This is a genomic window from Collinsella sp. 1033st1_E11_1033SCRN_220408 (assembly GCF_039062465.1).
Taxonomy (GTDB): domain Bacteria; phylum Actinomycetota; class Coriobacteriia; order Coriobacteriales; family Atopobiaceae; genus Parolsenella.
In genome coordinates this window covers 257,924-276,173 of the sequence record NZ_JBCLNF010000002.1, presented here as the reverse complement: position 1 = coordinate 276,173, position 18,250 = coordinate 257,924, and the positions used below count along the sequence as shown (strand labels likewise).

The window sequence follows — 18,250 nt, the reverse complement described above, 5'->3', positions numbered from 1 at the left end:
GGGAGAACGGAGAGCATCATGGCAGAAGCAGGAATCGTTTGGACGCGTATCGATAACCGTCTCGTCCACGGCCAGGTGGGAAACGCCTGGGTGGGCGCCACTGGCGCCAATCTCGTCATTGTCGCTGATGACGCGGCGGCCGAGGACAAGGTCCAGCAGCAGCTCATGAAGATGACGGCGGAGTCCGCAGGCTGCGACATCAAGTTCTTCACGCTCGATCACACCATTGACGTCTTCTCTCGTAAGACCCCGAAGAAGTCGATCCTGCTCGTGGTCCATGATCCCGCGGCCGTTCGCAAGCTCGTTGAGGGTGGCGTGCCCATCAAGAGCGTGAACGTTGGCAACATGCACGCTGACGGCAAGAAGACCGTCTACCACGAGTCTCACGTCTATGTGAACGATCAGGACCTCGCCGATTTCGACGCCATCAAGGCGGCTGGCGTTGACCTCTTCATCCAGATTCTCCCCACCGACCGCAAGACCGAGATTTAGGAGGCGATGCCTGCGTAGTTAGACGATTGCACGTGTCTGTTTGGAAGAAAGGAAGGAAAGCATGGAGATTACCCTTGTACAAGGCCTGCTTCTCGCGCTCGTCGCATTTATCTGTGCGCTAGACCAGGTCTTCGAGGCGTTCTATTGGTTCCGTCCGCTGGTCGTGTCGTTCTTTGCCGGCATCATGCTGGGTGACATGCAGCTAGGCATCGCTTGCGGTGCCGTGGCCGAGCTGAGCTATCTCGGCCTGCTCACCGTTGGCGGCACCGTCCCGCCTGACCCGCTGATGGCCGGTCTGATGACCGTGGTCATCGCCTACACCACCGGTCAGTCTGCTGAGGCGGCCCTCGGCCTGTCCCTGCCGTTCGCCCTCCTCGCGCAGTGGCTCGGCATCTTCTTCAACACCGTGTACGTCTCCGTCGCCCACAAGTGCGACGCCTGCGCCGCGGCTGGCGACGCGAAGGCCCTCAACCGCACCGTCTGGGGCGCCCTCATCCTGAAGGCTGGCGCCGTGGCGCTGCTCGCGTTCCTCTGCTCCTTCGCCCTCCAGGCTCCGCTCCAGGCCTTCGTTAACACCTTCCCCGTCTGGCTTGTCCACGGCTTCGAGGTTGCTGGCGGCATCCTGCCCGCGGTCGGCCTTGGCCTCCTGCTCATGGTCATGCTCAAGAGCAGCAACATCGCCTACCTGTTCCTCGGCTTCATCATGGCTACGTTCATGAACCTCCCGAACGTCCTGCCCATCGCCATTGCCGCGGTGTGCCTTGCTTACATCAACTTTGTGCATGAGAAGAAGGGTGACGACGCCATTGCCCTCGCCACCTCCTCGCACAGCGACACCGATGGGAGCGACGACGATGACGACATCTAACGAGACCACTGAGCGCAAGCTCACCCGCAACGATCTTTACAAGCTCGGCATCCGCTCCATCGCGATGCAGTCTGGCTTCAGCTTCGAGCGCATGCAGGCCCCTGGCTTCACCATGTCGATGATGCCCACCTTCGAGAAGCTTTACGGCGACTCCAAGGAGGACATGGTCGAGTTCATGACCTACAACATGGAGTTCATGAACACCGAGATGCACATGGGCACCTTCCTCATGGGCCTCATCCTCTCCATGGAGGAGAAGCACGAGGACCGCAAGCTCATCGCCGGCATCCGTAACGGCCTGTTCGGACCGCTCGCCGGCCTGGGCGACGCCATCTTCTGGTTCACCCTCCTGCCGATCTCTGCCGCCATCTGCTGCTCCCTCGCGCAGAACGGTTCCCCGCTCGGCCCGATCCTCTACATGCTCATCTGGGGCTTCTCGGCCATCTCCCGCATCTGGTTTGCTGAGCTCGGCTACAACCTCGGCTCGAAGTTCATCGACAAGATCAGCGAGAACACCAAGTACGTCACCGAGGCTGCTGGCATTCTCGGCACGATGGTCGTGGGCGGCCTGATCCCGTCCTACGTCTCCCTCGCCTTCAGCGAGGAGCTTGTCTTCGGCATCGGCGGCACCACGGTGCAGAGCGTCTTTGATGGCGTGCTGCCCAACATGCTCCCGCTCGCCCTGGTCTTCTTCATCTACTGGCTCTTCAAGAAGAAGGTCAACGTCATCGCGATCATTCTCGGAATCATCGCGTTCGGCATCCTTATGTCGTTCCTGGGCTGGATGTAGTCCGGTCTAGTAACACCCTGGTTAGGGGAGGGACCTTCGGGTCCCTCCCTGTGGGGTCCTTCCTGCGACGTCCCGTTATAGGCGAGCCGTCGCAGGGCGGACCGATGGGGCATCGGTCTTGCTCGTGCGGGCGCATCCGGAAGCGCTCGCGTGCCCCCTTCTGCAAATACGTCAACTACCTTGGAGGTTAAAGGTCCATGGCAGAAATGGTCACGTTCAACGAGGAAACGATCCTTGCCCAGGGCGAGGCGATCTATAGCCGCCGCGCCGAGATCGAGGCGATGGCGGACGCCGTCGCCGAGAAGGGCTTCTCCGGCATTCTCATTTCCTCCTCCGGCGGTTCCCAGGCCATGCTCGCTCCGTTCTCCGCGATGATCGACGAGCTGAGCGACATCCCCTGGCGCTCCGTCCTCTCCGCCGAGCTCGTGCTCACCGGCTGCAACATGGTGGACGAGAAGACCCTCGTTCTCATGACCAGCAAGTCCGGCGACACCACTGAGACCCTCGCCGCCGCCCGCTGGCTCAAGGAGCGCGGCTGCACGATCTTCTCCGTCATCGGCAAGGCGGACTCTCCGCTCGAGGAGGTCTCTGACTTCAGCTTCGTCTACGGCGACGGTCGTCCGCAGGAGCTCATCGTCTACCTGTTCCTGGGCCGCCTGCTTCACAACGCTGGCTGCTTCGACGCCTATCCCACCTTTGCCGACGAGCTCGCCAACCTCGTTCCGGGTCTCGTCTCCGTGCGCAAACAGTTCGATGCCCGAGCTCGCGCCTACTGCGAGCGCTATCACGACGCGCCGTATCACATCTGGGTCTCCTCTGGTGACATCTGGCCCACCTGCTATGCCTATGCCATGTGCGTGCTCGAGGAGAGCCAGTGGATTCGCACCAAGAGCGTCTCGAGCCCAGAGTTCTTCCATGGCACGCTCGAGCTCCTCGAGAAGGACGTGCCCCTCACGCTGCTCGTGGGCGAAGGTTCCACGCGCGCCCTGGATCTTCGCGTGAAGGATTTCGCCGAGAAGGTCACCGATGAGCTCACCGTCATCGACGCCGCCGAGTTCGACATGCCCGGCATTTCCGCCGAGACCCGCCACTGGCTTGGCCCCGTCGTGATGAACGCCGCCCTCCAGCGCATCTCTAAGAACATGGAGGACGTTACCGGCCACTCGCTCGACATTCGTCGCTACTACCGCAAGCTGGAGTACTAATGAAGGTCCTCGGCCTGGGAGACAACGTCTTCGACTCCTACGACAATCTCGGCATCGCCTATCCCGGTGGCAACGCCGTGAACGTTGCCGTGAGCGCGTCGCGCCTCGGGCACGAGGCGAGCTACCTTGGCCGTGTGGCGGATGACCTCTGGGGAGAGCGCCTGCTCGGCGCGCTCAAGGCAGAGCGCGTGGACGCGAGCGCCTGCGAGATCGTCCCCGGCGGTACGACCAAGGTCTGCCATCAGGACCGCATTGAGGGCGAGCGTCACTTCAAAGGCGTCGAGCTGGGGGAGACCTGGCCGGGAGCTCCCGTGCCGAGTGGCCCTGCCGTCGAGTACGCCTGCGGGTTCGACGCTATCCTCACGAGCTGCAACGCGAAGGTCGACGATTGGCTACCCCTGCTCGACGGGCGTCGGGGCGTTCTCTCCTATGACTTCGGCGAGAAGGACAAGTACCGCACGCCTGAGAACCTCGCCAAGATAGCTCCCCATATCGATTTGGCGCAGTTCTCGATGAGTGGCATCGACCAGGCGGTCATTGACGAGTTTCTTGCCGACTGGCAGTTCGATTGCCCCGTGCTCGTTACGAGGGGTAGTCTGCCGCCGCTTCTCTCTTGGGACGGAGGGTGGGTCCATGGGGTCGCTGCTGCGGGCGACGCCGTGGACACGATGGGCGCGGGCGACTCGTTCGTGACGGCGCTCGTGACTTCCCTCGTCGAGAGGGGCTGGCGTCGAGGCGCGGCCCTGCCTGAGGCGAGCCGGCTTGAGGACGCGCTTGCCACCGCCGCCGCGCACGCCGCGAGGATGTGCCAGGTCGAAGGTGCCTTTGGCCATGCCGCGCGCGATGGCGAGGTTCGTGCCGTCGTCTTTGACATGGATGGCGTGATTATCGAGTCCGAGCCGCTTTACCTCGCGATCATCGATGACTTCCTTACGAGCCGCGGTGCTACCAAGCTCACCGAGGAAGACCGCAACGCGATGTACGGCTGCACGACCCAGATTCAGAACGTGACCATCGCCAAGCACCTCGACGAGACCGCGGAAGAGATTGCGCCTGCCGTCACGGCGTATTTCGCTGCGCGCCCCATCGACTATCGCGAAGCTCTCATTCCCGGTATCCGCGAGCTGCTCGCGTGGCTGCATGAGGAGGGTATCGCCGTTGGCCTTGCTTCCTCAAGCTCCATGCCGGAGATTCGCCAGATGCTCGACGAGTGCGAGCTTGGGCATGCATTTGACGCTGTCGTCACGGGCGATGACTTCGAGGAGTCCAAACCCAATCCGGAGATCTACCTCCACACGTTTGGCGAGCTTGGTTGCCAGCCGGGCGAGGCGGTTGTCGTGGAGGATTCCGAATATGGCATTACCGCCGGTAGGCGAGCGGGCGCTGAGGTGGTTGCCCTTTGCAAGACGCATGGCAACATCAGCGACCGCGACGCTACGCTAGCATTCGATACGCACCAGGAAATTCTCGAGTATCTCAAGAGAAGGATTGGAGAGTCCAAATGATCGGTTTGATCGTCACGGGCCACGGCCATTTCGCGACCGGCCTCAAGAGCGCGCTTGCCCTTCTCGGCGGCGAGCCGAGTGACTTCGTCGCCGTCGATTTCCCCGACGGCGACACCACCGAGGACCTCACCGCGAAGCTGACGGCGGCGCTCGATGAGCTTGCCGGCTGCGAAGGCGTTCTTGTCTGCTGCGACCTTCTCGGTGGGTCGCCCTTCAAGGCCGCCGTGGTGCTTGCACAGGGTCGCGACGACGTTCGCGTCATCGCTGGTACCAACCTGCCGCTTCTTGTCGAGACGCACCTCACGCGCGCCGGCTTTGACTCTGTTGACGCTCTTGCGGACGCCGCGATTGCCTCCGGCCACGCCTCACTCGTGAAGTTCGAGATGCCCGCGAGCGCCAACGACGATGACGACGACGATGACGACATCTAAGTAGCGCTTTGTCCTTCAGGCCAAACTAAGACTCCAAGGGAAGGGAACGGATATGTCCGAAGAGAACCGTCCTACTATGCTCACCTACATCGAGGAGACCCCGGCTCAGCTCGCCGCTAATATCGAGAACCGCCAGGCGCTCGTCGGCGGCCTGGTCGATGCCTATGTCGATGGCGGATACCACAACATCTGGATCGTTGCGTGCGGCTCTAGCTCCAACGCCTCCCAGTGCGCCAAGCCGTTCATGATGAAGTACCTCGATGTTGACGTGCAGGTTGTGCCGCCCAACACGTTCATCGCCTACAAGGATCGCCTCGCAGAGGACGACTTCGTCTTCGTGGTTTCCCAGAGCGGTTGCTCCACCAACTCCATCGAGGCGCTCGACAAGCTTCGCGCGATGGGCCGCAAGGCCGTTGGCCTTACCGGCAACCTCGAGTCCGACTTCAAGGACCACGCCGATGTCCTCGTTGATTATGGTGTGGGCGAGGAGTACGTGGGATACGTCACGAAGGGCGTGACCACGCTCGCCGAGTTCCTCATGCTGTTCGCCATCGAGGCCGGTGCCAAGCGCGGCGTCGTCTCCGCCGAGGCCCACGATGCGGTTATCGCCGAGATGGAGAAGTGCCCCGAGCGCCATGTTGCCTTCCAGAAGCAGGTCCACGAGTTCTATGACCGCAACAAGGCTGCGCTCACTTCGATGACGGTCGCCTACTCCTGCGGCTTTGCCCAGGGCTATGGCATCGCCTGCGAGGGCGCTCTCAAGATTGGCGAGACCATCCAGATCCCGAGCTTCGCCTATGAGGCGGAGGAGTTCAACCATGGTCCCAACCTGCAGCTTACGCCCAACTACACGCTGTTCTTCATCGATGACCTCGGCAAGACGTCCGATCGTCTCGTCCAGCTCGCCCGCGCCTCCCACAGCGTGAGCGACCGCGTCTTCGTGGTCACGAACAACCCCGAGGTCGACGACGCGCATGCGCTGCGTCTGCCCGAGGATATCGAGGAACCGCTGCTCATGCCGCTTTACGTGCTGCCGCTGTACCAGATCCTGGCGTATCGCGCGACGACCGATCTCCACAAGTGGGAGAAGCACCCCATGTTCGACAACTTCAGGAAGATTTGCGAGTCCAAGACGGCTTCCATCTCGAAGATCATGCCTTTCGAATAGGTTTTGCTAGAGTGTCTTCTGCTTCGCGCCCGAGCGCCGCGTCCTGGCGCGGTGGGGCGGCGAGCTTGGCAATGTTGATTTGAGCTGGTGGGGCGTCGGCATGTCCGGCGCCCCGTCTGTATCCGGGAGAAGGCATATGTATAGGTTTGCGCAGCGTAGGATGGGGATTGTGGCGGCCGTGATTATCGCGGCCCTTGCCATCGTGATCTTTGCGGTGTTTCCGGGCATCTATGCGGACCCGAAGGGTGGTCCAATCTCCGCGCTGCTGATGGTCGTTGCCGCGACTGCCGTTGCCTATCTGGTGCTGCGTTTCGCTGCCGTGCGTGCGGAGGCTGTGCTCGTGGCACTTCGCGTGCGCCGCGGCAAGATCGCCCTCGCGCGTATTGACAAGATCGAGGAGCTGGGCGAGGCGCGCGACATCTGCCTGATGCCTCATCGTCTTTGCGCGTTCGAGACCGAGGTATTCGTGACGGGCGACGAGAGCTTCTCGTGCCGCATCGTGGAGGACATAGACAAGAGATTCGAGGTCAAGACGCCTGCCTGGGTGTATGTCATCTACGAGGGTGAAGCGGCGCGAGATCGTGTTGGAATCGTTCCCACCTCCGTGCTGTTCGCCACGCCGAGCCTCGAGCCCGTGGTGCGCGAGCTCGAGAAGCGCTGTCATCCTGCCTACGTCGAGGTCTCCCGCGGCCTTCACGGCCTTGCGATGGCGCCGTTCAAGCGCAGGGGCTAGCGAGCAAGCCGGCGACGAGCGAGCCAACGTCGGCCGCGTGTTGCTGCGCCCGGTGCTCGCTTGCCCGACGCTGCTCGAGACCTGCCGGTGCGCCGAGACATGCACTTTCTCGAGCTATTGGCCCGCGTGCGACGCCATAGCTCGAGAAAGTGTAGGTCTCGACGGCAGTCGGCCTGGTCGCACCGCGCGTCGGCCACGGCGTCCACGCCGCGTCTCGGCGCTACGCCACCGTGAGGCCCGTGGCGCGGAGGCGCTCGATGGCGTCCGGGCGGACCTCGTCGCAGATGGCGAGGTCGAAGTCGTCGAGTGTGGCGTAGCGGTAGGTGCCCGCGTGGCCGAGCTTGTCTGTGTCGCACAGCAGCACGTTTACCTCGGCGCGGGCCATTGCGGCCTGCTTGGCGGGAACGTCTTCCATGTCGAGCGTGAGCACGTCGCCAGCCTCGGCCTCGATGCCCACGGCACCCATGAATGCGGCGTCGAAGCGGTACGGGTCGAGCGCGGCCGCGGCGAGGTTGCCGACAAACCCGTTGTACTCCGCGTCATACGAGCCGCCGGGGCAGAAGGTACGCACGTTGGTGCCGGAACTGGCGGCACGCAGCACGTCAACGGAGCTCGAGACGATGGTGAGCGAGAGGTCGCCCGCGCCCACGAGCTGAGCGAGGAGGATGTTCGAGGAGGAGAAGTCGAGGTAGACGGTCTGCCTGGGCTTGAGCATCGCGAACGCCTTCGCGGCGATGGCTTGCTTCTCTGGGCGGAGGAGGTCGACGCGCTCCGCGACGACGCGGTTTACCTCGGGGTCAATTCGCGTGGCTCCGCCGTAGACCTTGCGGCAGCGACCCTCGGCGACAAGTCTGCGAAGGTCTTTGCGGATGCAATCCTCCGTCACGTCGAACTTCTCCGCGAGGGCGGAGACGGTGACGTGACCTTCCCGCTCGATGAGCTGGGCTATCACTTCTTGGCGTGCTTCGAGAAACATCCGCTCTCCGTCTCACTTTGTTCGAGTTCGTAGCTTGCGCCCAAATCATACCATCCAAATTCTGCCGAATACGGACGAACTACGACAGAATAAGAGAAAGTACTTGCAAATCAATACAGCCCGAAGTAATCTGAGCGCAGATGGAAGCATCGCGTGAGGCGACGTGTGGCACGTCGTGCGAGGGGCCACGAGTTGGCGCCACGCGCAATGCCGCGCTAGGAGGACCGCACGCGGCCAGTCGAAGGGATTGCTCATGGAACTCATCATCGATACCGCCAACCTCGACGAGATCAAGAAGCTCGATGCCCTGCTCAACGTCGACGGCGTGACCACCAACCCCACGATCATCACGCGTAGCGGCAAGACCCCGGAGGTCGTCATCCCCGAGATCCTTGAGTATCTCCGCCCGGACCAGAAGCTCTTCATCCAGGTCGTCTCCGAGGACTACGACGGCATCATGGAGGAGGCCCGCTACATCAACGGCCTTCGCCCGGAGAACACCTACGCCAAGATCCCCGTCACCCGCGATGGCCTCAAGGCCGTGAAGGATGCCCACAACGAGGGCCTCGGCGTCCTCGCCACGGCGATCTTCTCGCCTGAGTCCGCCTTCCTCGCCGCCCTCAACGGCGCCGACTACCTCGCTCCCTACGTGAACCGCATGTCCAACTACGGCGATGGCATCCAGCAGGTCGCAGACCTCATCGAGATGCTCGCCGTGCAGGGCCTCGACACGAAGGTCATGGCCGCGTCGTTGCACAACACCAACCAGGTGCACGAGCTCATCCTCGCGGGCATTCAGGCGATCACCTTCCCGCCGGCGATCCTCAACTCGATGATTGACCAGCCGGGCACCGTGGGTGCCGTGCACGACTTCACCGCTTCGTGGGAGAAGAACTACGGCCGCACCACGCTGAGGGCGTAGCTGACGGATTCCCAACGGGCTCCAGCCGACTGCGTCTCGCGCTCAGACAGCTTCGCCTTCGGCGAAGAACTCGCGCGAGACGCAGCCGGTCTGGGGCCCTTTTTCATATCGAGCTGGCCTTTGAGTGCGATCTAGGTTCAGATTCTCTGGCTGCTTTTCGCTTCGCCGGTGGCGAAGAACTCGCGGGGAACGACGGTCGCTCGTCGCCTTTTGTATCTCTGTTGGTTGGTCCGTTACCATCGCGAGGCAATCCTCCCGTGTGGCCGAGGGTGCTCACAGGCGGTTAAATCGGCTCTTTAGCTGCTGGTTGAGATGGGTGCGAATGGTGGCCGCTTTTCGATTCGCATGAGGCGCGATGCGCCGGGATGCTTGTTGCTAGCAGAGGGCGGGGGTGCCGGTGGAGGCGATGGCGGTGAGGATGTCGCGATCCGTGGCATCCGTGATGATGGCGCTGAAGTCCGAGACGGAGGCATAGCGATAGCCCGTGCGGATTTCGAACTTCCCTTCCTCCGCAAGGAGGAAGCAATAGGAGGCGTTCTTGATGACCTGCTCGTTCACGCGGCCGTCATCGACGGAAGTCGCGAGGACGGCGTTCTTGGAAAGGTCCACGCCACACGCGCCGATAAAAGCTTTCGAAAACAAGAGCGGCTCAAGAAGGCTGATTGTGGACGGACCCGTGAAGCCATTGAGATGCACGTTGAGATAGCCACCCGTTGCGAGAGCCGTGACCTTGGGATTTCTCGCGAGGCGGGGGAGGACGTCAATCATGTTCGTGGTCACGATAAGGCGCTTGTCGCTTGAGGCGATCATGTCCGCAAGATAGAGGTTCGTGCGGGAGACGCCGAGGAAGATTGCATCACCATCGTTGATCTCGAGGAAGGCGCGGGCGGCGACGGCTCGACGCCCATCATCCTCGGCATCGCGCTGGAGCGCGACGGTCTCCGCCACGCCGTCGTGCTGGGGAGTCTTCGTGGCGGGATTGTCTGCCTTAAGAGCTCCGCCATACTCGCGCTTGATCTTTCCCTCTTTCTGAAGGACCTTGAGGTCCTTTCGAATGCTGTCAACGCTGACGGCAAAGCGCTTGGCGAGATCATCCACGGTGGCAAAGCCGGTGGAATTCACGATGCTGACAATCTCTTTGCGGCGCTCTTTCGGGAACAACGTAGACTCCGGTCGAGGGTGGTTTGACGGGTTAATAGCTTGGTTGCTTACATAATAAATCCGAATTTGTCCTTCACATGCCTGGAGATAATGTGCTAATCGACTCACATATAGAAGTGGCGAGATCTAAAACCCCAGGTAAAACTATTTACTAAGTCGCGGAGGAAGTGGAGCAAGTAGGAAATATGCCAGACCGGCACCTACCGTTCACGGCTGAAAACCTACCGTAAGCGGGAAGCAAAAAGGACAAAACAGGAAAAACCAGGAAATGTCGAATCTGTTTCTCTCCGGTCGTGTACAATCGGTGAAGAATATAAATGGAACTATGCCTTTTTAGTGCAGAAAGGGGTTTGTCCATGGCCGGTATGGAGGACATGCTCAAGCGCGAGAACGTGCAGATCATCGAGAAGGTCTCTGACTGGGAGGAGTCCGTCCACGTCGCGGTGCAGCCGCTCGTCGACCAGGGCTACGTCAAGAGCGACTACATCGACGGCATCATCTCGAACGCCAAGGAGTTTGGCCCCTACTTCGTGATCTGCCCCGATCTCGCTCTTCTTCACGCCCGCCCCGAGCAGGGCGTCATCAAGCAGCAGCTTGCCGTCACCGTGCTTCGCGAGCCCGTCCGTTTCAAGGAGGAGGGCCCGGATGTCCGCCTTCTCGTGACGCTTGCCGCTGAGGACGCCGACTCTCACATTGAGGTCATGCGCTCGCTCGCTGTTATGTTCAGTGATCCCGCCAACATCACCAAGATTGCCGAGGCTAAGGACGCGGATGAGGTATACGCCGATTTCGTCGCTCCTGCCGAGGCATAACTTCTTGATTTTGGCGATCGCGCCGCGCGGAGTGTCCGCAGCCACGAACCGCGGCATGTATAGGAAGTAAGTTGGAAGGAAAGGAAGGAAAGAATGGCTGTTATTAACTTTATCGTCAGCATTCTGTCCGAGCCGGCGCTGCTAGTCGGCCTCCTTGCTCTCGTGGGTCTCGCCCTCCAGGGCAAGGCTATCGAGGATATTGTCATGGGCACCGTGAAGACCGTTGTCGGCTTCCTCGTGCTCTCTGCTGGTGCTAGCTACCTGCAGTCCGGTTCCCTGCTCGCCTTCGGTGAGCTGTTCAACTACGCCTTCCACATGCAGGGCGTCGTCCCGAACAACGAGGCCGTCGTTTCCATGGCTCTCACCCAGTTCGGCTCTGACTCCGCTCTGATCATGTGCGTCGGCATGGTCCTGAACATCGTGCTTGCTCGCTTCTCCCGCATGCACTACATCTTCCTCACCGGTCACCACACGCTGTACATGGCCTGCATGCTCGCCGTCGTGCTCAGCATCGGTGGCCTCCAGGGCCCGATGCTCATCATCGGCGGTGGCTGCGTCCTCGCCATGATCATGGTTCTCTCCCCGGCTTACTGCCAGCCCACCTTCCGCAAGGTGACTGGTGCTGGTGACGCTGTGGGCTTCGGCCACTTCGGCGGCATCGGCTACGCCATCGCCGGCCAGGTTGGCAAGCTCTTCAAGGGCGGCAAGTCCACCGAGGACATCAACTTCCCGAAGCGTCTCATCTTCCTGCGTGACACCACCGTCGCCATCTCCATCACGATGATGATCTTCTTCCTCATCGTGACCGGCATTGCCGTTGCCAACGGCATCCTCGACGCTGACCCGACGCAGTTCTCCAACCTCAACGTCCTCCTCAACGTTGGTACCGAGACCACGACCAACTGGATCGTCTGGGCCCTCGAGTCCGGCATGGCCTTCGCTGGTGGCGTCTACATCGTTCTTTCCGGCGTCCGTCTGATCGTCGGCGAGATCGTCCCCGCCTTCAAGGGCATCTCCGAGAAGCTCGTCCCTGGCGCCATCCCCGCCATCGACTGCCCGGTCTGCTTCCCGTACGCTCCTAACGCGGTCATCATCGGCTTCCTTGTCTCCTTCGTTGGCGGCATCGTGGGCCTCCTCATCCTCATGGCCATCGACGCCAACCTCGCTCCCGTTGCCCTGATTCTCCCCGGCGTTGTCCCGCACTTCTTCTGCGGCGCTTCCGCTGGTGTCTTCGGCAACGCTGAGGGCGGTCTCAAGGGCTGCGTCGCCGGTGCTTTCGTACACGGCCTGCTCATCACCTTCCTGCCTGCCATCTGCATGCCCGTCTTCACGGCTCTGGGCTTCACCTCCGCTACCTTCTCCGACGCTGACTTCTCCTGGCTCGGCATCGTGTTCGGTAACCTCGCCCAGGCCACCCCTGGCATGCCGCTGTTCGTCATCTGCCTCCTTTGCTTCATCGTGCCGATCGTTTACAACTTCGTCGCCCCGAAGCCCAAGGCTGCTGTTGCCGAGTAGCATCTGCTGCGGAGGGTTAGCGACCAACATGGCGCTTTAGCTCGTGTTATCCGTCTAACCCTTAAATAGTGTCACTTACCGGTTGCGGGGTCGGGGCTGCGGCTTCGGCCCCGCAATTGGGTAATATCTGATATGCGCGGGCATCCGCGTACCGCCAACAAGCGGCTGGCCCTCCGGCCAATCGCGATATGAAAAGAGGAAACATGGAAGTCCGCAGCATTATGTGCGCTTGTGGTTCTGGCCTCGGCTCCAGCCTTATGGTCCAGATGAACATCGAGAGCGTCCTCAAGGAGCTCGGCAAGAGCGATGTCACCGTTGGCCACACCACCACCTCTGACGTTACGCCTGAGATGGCTGACCTCTTCGTCGTCGGCCGCGATCTCGCTGACTTCATCAAGGGTGTTCCTGATGAGCGCAAGGTCGTTCTCACCAACATCGTTGATAAGAACGAGCTCAAGGAGAAGCTGGTCGCTGCTCTCGAGCAGTAAGCATCTCCGCGCCCCATGGGCGCATACCATCAAATTTGATGGAATCCTTTCCAGAGGAACGGGCCCGGTGCTGTCGCGTGGCGAAAGCTGGCGGCGGCCCGGGTCTTTCATTTGGATATGAGCTCTGGTGCTACAAAGGTCATCTCGCGGTTGGTCACGCGCCAGTCTTCAGCAAAGCAAAGCAGATCTGTCTTTGAAGCCAGGCACACCTGTGGCGTGTCTCGCTTTGTAGACAGAGCGCCTGCGGGCGCTAAGCAAAGGAGGAACCATGGAACTTAACCGCATGATCGACCACACGCTGCTGAAGGCCAATGCCACGCGCGCTCAGATCGAGAAGCTCTGCGACGAGGCTCTGGAGTACAACTTCGCCTCTGTCTGCGTGAACACCTGCTGGGTACCGCTTGCCCACGAGAAGCTGGCCGGCAGCGAGGTTAACACGTGCTGCGTCGTCGGCTTCCCCCTCGGCGCCATGCTGACTGAGGCCAAGGCCGCCGAGACTCGCCTTGCCGTCGAGGCGCGCGCTGACGAGGTCGACATGGTCATCAACGTCGGTTGGCTGCTCGATGGCGAATACGACGCCGTGCGCGACGACATCGCGGCCGTCGTGAAGGCTGCTGACGGCAAGTGCGTGAAGGTCATCATCGAGGCCTGCCTGCTTACGGACGAGCAGAAGGTTAAGGCCTGCGAGCTCTCCGTCGAGGCCGGAGCGACCTTTGTGAAGACGAGCACGGGCTTCTCCACCGGTGGCGCTACCGTGGCCGATGTCGCCCTTATGCGCAAGACCGTGGGCGACCGCTGCCTGGTCAAGGCTGCCGGCGGCATCCACACCGCCGACGAGGCCCGTGCCATGGTCGAGGCCGGAGCCGACCGTCTCGGCTGCAGCGCCGGAATCCAGATCATGGCCGGCTGCTAACGGATCCCAAGCCGAAAGGGTGGGGGAGGGCCTCGGGGCATACTTGCGCGCGTTGCGCGCTGCGAAAATGCCCCTCAACCCTCCCCCACCCTTTCGGCGGCCGTTAGAGCGCTTTCATTCGCTTCTTAAGAGCGGGCGGGGAATGCCTCTCAACCTTCCCCTCGCCCCGCCGCGCTCGTTAGAGCGCTTTCATTCGCTTCTTAAGTGCAAGTTGAAAGAAGAAGCTAAGGGATACGTTTCGACTACGTAGAGGAAGGCCCCATCCCATTGAGGAGCATTTTTCGAGCGCAAAGCGCGAGAATGCGACGAAATGGGATGGGGCCTTCCGGCTTATATGTGGGCGAGACTAGAACTGCACCCGGGGTGCGGTGGCGTCAGCCTCGGAGATCTCGAAGCCCTTCTTGGGCGTGCGGCCGCCGGCGAAGAGGGTGCCGGGGAAGGTCTGGATCGCGTTGTTGAACATGAGGACGCAGTCGTTATAGCTCTGGCGAGCATAGACGATCTTGTTCTCAGTCTCCTCAAGTTGCGCCTGAAGCTGCTGGAAGTTGGCGTTGGCCTTCAGGTCGGGGTAGCTCTCGGAAAGGGCGAAGAGCTGGCGGAGGGCGCCGGTGAGCTGGTTGTTGGCGGCCATGACATCCTCGGGCGTGGCCGCGGCGGCAACGCCGTTGCGAGCGGCGATGACGGCCTCGAGCGTGCCGGACTCGTGCGAAGCGTAGCCCTTGACGGTCTCGACGAGGTTGGGGATGAGGTCTGCGCGACGCTTGAGCTGGGCGTTAATCTGATCCCAGGCGTTGTCGCAGCGATTGGAAGCGCGAACGATATCGTTGCTCATCTTGATGCAGAAGAGCGCGACGGCAATCGCGATGACGACGATGACGATAATGGCGGGCATGGTGTCTCCTTGCGGTAATGTCGCTTCCTGCGACGTTTGGTGTGGAGTATACCCAGGTGCTATGGCGGCCGAGCGTGGACCGGCTCGGTATTTGGCCCGGCGCGGCGCTGGTCATTCCAGGGTAAGCAAAAGCGGGGCAGCGACACTACCGTCGCCGTCCCGCTTACACGTCAAATGGCGGAGGAGGAGAGATTCGAACTCTCGAGACGGACGAGCCGCCCAACGGTTTTCAAGACCGCCGCATTCAACCGCTCTGCCACTCCTCCGAGCAGAAGAACATTCTACCGAACACGAGGTTTTCGTGTCGGGCACGATGTCTCTAGTACTCGGGGTTCGGGTCCTCGATCTTGTCGACCTCCTGGAAGGGGGCGAGGGTGGAGACCATCTTGATGGGCTCGTCATACGGGTTGTTCACGAAGTGGACCTCACCCGGGCCAATGTGAATGAAGTCTCCGGCGGACAGCGTGTGTACGACGCCGTCGACCACGATGTCGACCTTACCCTCGAGGATGAAGAAGTTCTCCTCCATGATGTTGTGGTGGTGGGCCTGGAAGTTCTGGTGGGGCTGGAACTGTACCAGCGCGTAGTTCATGCGCGGGCCCTTCATGAGGTACTTGGGGCCGGAATCACCGAAGCGATACTCGAAGTCGTTCTCGTTGACGACGAAGGTCTCTGCCATGTTCTGCTCCTTTTACTCACCCAGGCGCTGGGCGTGCTGACTGGGACTAATTGGCTGTGCGGACTGGAACTAATTGATACGCGAGCGTGCGCGGTCGGACTGCTGGCGGGCAAACGCTCGCGCTTGCCCGATGGGCGAATCGGCGCCGCGGTGGCGCATAGCTACGAGCCATCGCGGCGTGCGAGGACCTTACAGGCCGGGGGCGCGCCACATGCTCTTGGTCACGCCGGCCTCGCTCAGCGCAAACTGCGCCTTGTAGACCTCGCGCCATGTCTTGTAAAGCTCCTCGTAGACGGCGGCGTTCTCGGGGTTGGGCTCAAAGGTGCGCTCGAACTTGACGACCTGCTTGGCACCCTCGGAGACGCTCGGGTAGATGCCCACGCCGGTGCCGGCGATGATGGCGGCGCCAAGGGCGGTGGCCTCCTTCACCACGGGGACCTTGACCGTCTTGCCCGTGACATCGGCGACGATCTGGCTCCAGAGGGGGCTCTTGGAGGCGCCGCCGGCGAACATGAGCTCGTCGGGCTCGTTGCCCGTGGCCTCGCGGACGAGGTCGATGTGACCACGGACGAGCAGCGCCGTGTTCTCGAGGATGGCACGGTAGAAGGTGTACTTGTTGAACTTCTCCGGCTCGAGCTCGAAGTTGGTGAAGGTGGGCGAGGAGTGCGTCCAGTGGATGTAGTTCATGACGTCGCTGAAGCAGCAGAGCATGCCGTAGGAGCCCGCGGGGATCTTCTCGGCGTGCTCGTTCATGACGTCATAGACATCGCGGCCCTCGGCCTTGGCCTGCTCCTTCTCCGCCTGGCAGAAGCCGTCGCGGAACCAGCGCATAACGAGGCCCGGCTTGAAGGCGAGCGCCTCGTACTGCCAGACGCCTGGGGTGGCGTGGCAGTTCACGCGCACGCGGCACTGCGGGTCGGTGGCAGCGTTGTCGGTGTTGAACTCGTACTGCCAGAAGCTGCCGCCAAAGACGCCGGCCTGGTTGGGGAGGCAGGCGCCCACGCCGATCATGCCAAGCTGGCAGTCGCCGCCGCCAACGATGACGGGCGTGCCCTCGGCAAGGCCGGTGTCAGCGGCGCCCTTGGCGTTGACGTGGCCGGCGAGCTCGCCGCTCTCCTTGACCGCGCCGAAGATGTCGGTGCGCAGACCGCAGCGCTCGGCGATGGTCGGGTCCCAGTTGCGGGTCTCGAGGCTCATGATGCCGGTGGTCGAGCCGTTGGAGGGCTCGACGGCCAGCTCGCCGGTGAGCTTGTAGATGAGCCAGTCGTTGAACATGCCGATGCGGGCGGTCTTCTCGTAGACCTCGGGCATCTTATTCTTGACCCACAGCAGGCGCGGGAGGGCGCCGAGGGCGTAGGTCTGGCCGCTCTCGCGGTAGAGCTCCGCCTCAAGCTCCGGGTTCATGGCGATGAGTTCGCCCACCTCGTCGTTTGAGCGGGCGTCGACGTTGGCACAAGCCCAAATCTCGTTGCCCTTCTCGTCATAGAGGAGGATGCCCTCGCGCATGCAGGTGGTTGAGACGGCGGCGATGTCGGAGGCGTCGATGCCCGTCTCGGCTAGAACCTCGCTCACGCAGGTGCGGGCAAGCTCCCAGTTGGTTACCCAGTCGAAGTCCATGCTGCCGGGCCAACGGGGATCCTCGTTGTGGGTCCACTCCTTCTGGACGCAGCCCACCTGGTCGCCTTCGGTGGAGAAGATGACAGCGCGCACGCTGCCGGTTCCCGCGTCCATTGCCATCAGGTACTTTGCCATGGCGTACATCTCCTAGCTCTTGGTCGAATACTCGAGGAGTTCCTTTGCCGTTTGTTCGTCCGTGACGAGGACGTTGAAATAGCCGTGCGTGAGGGCCGCGTGCATAGCGGGCACCTTTACGGAGCCTCCCGCCGCGCCGATGACGTTGCGCATGCTCTGGAGCTTGTCGAGGCTCGAGCTGACGATGCGGTCCTCGATGGAGGTTCCCACGGGGTTACCGTCGGCGTCGATGAAGTGATTGAGGATGTCTCCCACGGCGCCCTGCATCTTGAGGAGCGCGAAGTCCGTCTTGGAGAGGATGCCGTTGCGGATGATCGTGGCGTCCTCGTCCATACTGCCCACGCCCACGACGGTCATGTCCGCGTGGGAGGTCATGCGGAAGACGTCCTGGATCGCCGGCTCCTTGAGGAGCTGATCCCTGAGTTCGGCGGAGGAGAGAATCAGGGGCGAGGGCACGAGATAGAGGTGCATCGCGAAGACCTCGGAGCTCACCTTGGGCAGGTAGTAGCTCACGCCGCCCGTGAGGCTCGCGACGTTGATGTCGGAGCGTCGGCTCGAGGCAAGGTTGTCGAGGATGAGGCCCGTCATGTCGCCATAGCCGATGTTGAGGAAGCCGTCCGCGCGCAGGTGGTCCGAGATGTAGACGGAGGCCGCCTGGGCGATGCTCTGCGTGAGGTCCGCGGTGTGGGCGGGCGTGGGTACGACGAAGGCGTCCTCGAGGCCGAAGTGGCCGATCAACTCGCGCTCGACCTCCATGCGGGCGCGGTCGTCCTCACGGAACAGGAAGCGGATGACCCCGGTGGCACGCGCCTCGTCGAGAAGGCGAATGACCTTGGCCCTACTCACACCCAGAAGTTGTGAGATCTGCTGCTGGGTGTAGTTCTCCATGTAGTAGTACCAGGTTGCCTTGAGCATCAACTGGTAGTCTGCATCGGCCATGTGCCGCCC

The 18,250-nt window shown here is 61.9% G+C and carries 19 protein-coding genes and 1 tRNA gene; 13 read left to right on the top strand and 7 right to left on the bottom strand.

Going from position 1 to position 18,250, the window contains the following annotated elements; genetic code table 11:
• Positions 1 to 18: 18 nt before the first annotated feature.
• From agaB to ABCN07_RS03205, 8 genes are all read left to right on the top strand, one after another.
• Positions 19 to 492 carry a PTS galactosamine transporter subunit IIB gene (gene agaB, locus ABCN07_RS03240; protein WP_343005349.1) on the top strand — a complete coding sequence of 158 codons (474 nt, stop codon included), beginning with the start codon at positions 19 to 21 and terminating at the stop codon, positions 490 to 492.
• A 61-nt stretch (positions 493 to 553) separates the two neighbouring features.
• Positions 554 to 1,360 (top strand): PTS sugar transporter subunit IIC, encoded by an 807-nt coding sequence (locus ABCN07_RS03235; protein ID WP_343005348.1) that lies wholly within the window; start codon positions 554 to 556, stop codon positions 1,358 to 1,360.
• Complete coding sequence (locus tag ABCN07_RS03230; RefSeq protein WP_293814802.1) at positions 1,347 to 2,150, top strand: PTS system mannose/fructose/sorbose family transporter subunit IID; 804 nt, start codon at positions 1,347 to 1,349, stop codon at positions 2,148 to 2,150. The genes ABCN07_RS03235 and ABCN07_RS03230 overlap by 14 nt, the downstream gene beginning before the upstream one ends.
• 197 nt (positions 2,151 to 2,347) lie before the next feature.
• Positions 2,348 to 3,355 carry an SIS domain-containing protein gene (locus tag ABCN07_RS03225; protein ID WP_343005347.1) on the top strand — a complete coding sequence of 336 codons (1,008 nt, stop codon included), beginning with the start codon at positions 2,348 to 2,350 and terminating at the stop codon, positions 3,353 to 3,355.
• On the top strand, positions 3,355 to 4,860 hold the full coding sequence (locus ABCN07_RS03220; protein WP_343005346.1) for a PfkB family carbohydrate kinase: 1,506 nt from the start codon (positions 3,355 to 3,357) through the stop codon (positions 4,858 to 4,860). Before ABCN07_RS03225 ends, ABCN07_RS03220 begins: the two co-directional genes overlap by 1 nt.
• Positions 4,857 to 5,291, top strand: coding sequence for a PTS galactosamine/N-acetylgalactosamine transporter subunit IIA (gene agaF, locus ABCN07_RS03215; RefSeq protein ID WP_343005345.1), 435 nt, complete (start codon positions 4,857 to 4,859; stop codon positions 5,289 to 5,291). Before ABCN07_RS03220 ends, agaF begins: the two co-directional genes overlap by 4 nt.
• A 52-nt stretch (positions 5,292 to 5,343) precedes the next feature.
• A complete protein-coding gene (locus tag ABCN07_RS03210) occupies positions 5,344 to 6,459 on the top strand; it encodes an SIS domain-containing protein (protein WP_343005344.1) in 1,116 nt (371 codons plus the stop codon).
• A gap of 136 nt (positions 6,460 to 6,595) precedes the next feature.
• Positions 6,596 to 7,192: a hypothetical protein gene (locus ABCN07_RS03205; protein WP_343005343.1), complete on the top strand. Its 597-nt coding sequence runs from the start codon at positions 6,596 to 6,598 to the stop codon at positions 7,190 to 7,192.
• A gap of 220 nt (positions 7,193 to 7,412) precedes the next feature.
• Here the strand turns inward: ABCN07_RS03205 and ABCN07_RS03200 are convergent, their stop codons facing one another.
• A complete protein-coding gene (locus tag ABCN07_RS03200; RefSeq protein WP_343005342.1) occupies positions 7,413 to 8,168 on the bottom strand; it encodes a DeoR/GlpR family DNA-binding transcription regulator in 756 nt (251 codons plus the stop codon).
• A 253-nt stretch (positions 8,169 to 8,421) separates the two neighbouring features.
• On the opposite strand from ABCN07_RS03200, the gene ABCN07_RS03195 reads away from it, so the two are divergent.
• The gene (locus tag ABCN07_RS03195; protein ID WP_343005341.1) at positions 8,422 to 9,090 is read left to right on the top strand and encodes a transaldolase family protein; all 669 of its coding nucleotides are present in this window, start codon (positions 8,422 to 8,424) and stop codon (positions 9,088 to 9,090) included.
• 375 nt (positions 9,091 to 9,465) lie between these two features.
• Here the strand turns inward: ABCN07_RS03195 and ABCN07_RS03190 are convergent, their stop codons facing one another.
• Positions 9,466 to 10,251, bottom strand: a complete 786-nt coding sequence (locus ABCN07_RS03190) for a DeoR/GlpR family DNA-binding transcription regulator (protein WP_343005340.1) — start codon at positions 10,249 to 10,251, stop codon at positions 9,466 to 9,468.
• Positions 10,252 to 10,607: 356 nt separating this feature from the next.
• Between ABCN07_RS03190 and ABCN07_RS03185 the strand changes: the two genes are divergently transcribed.
• The 4 genes from ABCN07_RS03185 (at position 10,608) to deoC (ending at position 13,979) form a co-directional block, all read left to right on the top strand.
• The gene (locus ABCN07_RS03185; RefSeq protein ID WP_293814788.1) at positions 10,608 to 11,063 is read left to right on the top strand and encodes a PTS sugar transporter subunit IIA; all 456 of its coding nucleotides are present in this window, start codon (positions 10,608 to 10,610) and stop codon (positions 11,061 to 11,063) included.
• Positions 11,064 to 11,156: 93 nt separating this feature from the next.
• The gene (locus ABCN07_RS03180) at positions 11,157 to 12,578 is read left to right on the top strand and encodes a PTS ascorbate transporter subunit IIC (RefSeq protein ID WP_343005339.1); all 1,422 of its coding nucleotides are present in this window, start codon (positions 11,157 to 11,159) and stop codon (positions 12,576 to 12,578) included.
• A 203-nt stretch (positions 12,579 to 12,781) separates the two neighbouring features.
• A complete protein-coding gene (locus ABCN07_RS03175) occupies positions 12,782 to 13,066 on the top strand; it encodes a PTS sugar transporter subunit IIB (RefSeq protein WP_293814784.1) in 285 nt (94 codons plus the stop codon).
• 268 nt (positions 13,067 to 13,334) lie between these two features.
• Positions 13,335 to 13,979, top strand: a complete 645-nt coding sequence (gene deoC, locus ABCN07_RS03170) for a deoxyribose-phosphate aldolase (RefSeq protein ID WP_343005338.1) — start codon at positions 13,335 to 13,337, stop codon at positions 13,977 to 13,979.
• Between the two features lie 346 nt (positions 13,980 to 14,325).
• Here deoC and ABCN07_RS03165 read toward each other — a convergent pair whose 3' ends face one another.
• From ABCN07_RS03165 to ABCN07_RS03145, 5 genes are all read right to left on the bottom strand, one after another.
• Complete coding sequence (locus ABCN07_RS03165; protein ID WP_343005337.1) at positions 14,326 to 14,871, bottom strand: LemA family protein; 546 nt, start codon at positions 14,869 to 14,871, stop codon at positions 14,326 to 14,328.
• A 175-nt stretch (positions 14,872 to 15,046) separates the two neighbouring features.
• Positions 15,047 to 15,137, bottom strand: a tRNA-Ser gene (locus ABCN07_RS03160).
• A 53-nt stretch (positions 15,138 to 15,190) separates the two neighbouring features.
• On the bottom strand, positions 15,191 to 15,550 hold the full coding sequence (locus ABCN07_RS03155) for a cupin domain-containing protein (RefSeq protein ID WP_293814779.1): 360 nt from the start codon (positions 15,548 to 15,550) through the stop codon (positions 15,191 to 15,193).
• Between the two features lie 189 nt (positions 15,551 to 15,739).
• Complete coding sequence (gene lsrK, locus ABCN07_RS03150) at positions 15,740 to 17,302, bottom strand: autoinducer-2 kinase (RefSeq protein ID WP_343005336.1); 1,563 nt, start codon at positions 17,300 to 17,302, stop codon at positions 15,740 to 15,742.
• Positions 17,303 to 17,314: 12 nt separating this feature from the next.
• Positions 17,315 to 18,241, bottom strand: a complete 927-nt coding sequence (locus ABCN07_RS03145) for a sugar-binding transcriptional regulator (RefSeq protein WP_343005335.1) — start codon at positions 18,239 to 18,241, stop codon at positions 17,315 to 17,317.
• Positions 18,242 to 18,250: the final 9 nt, after the last annotated feature.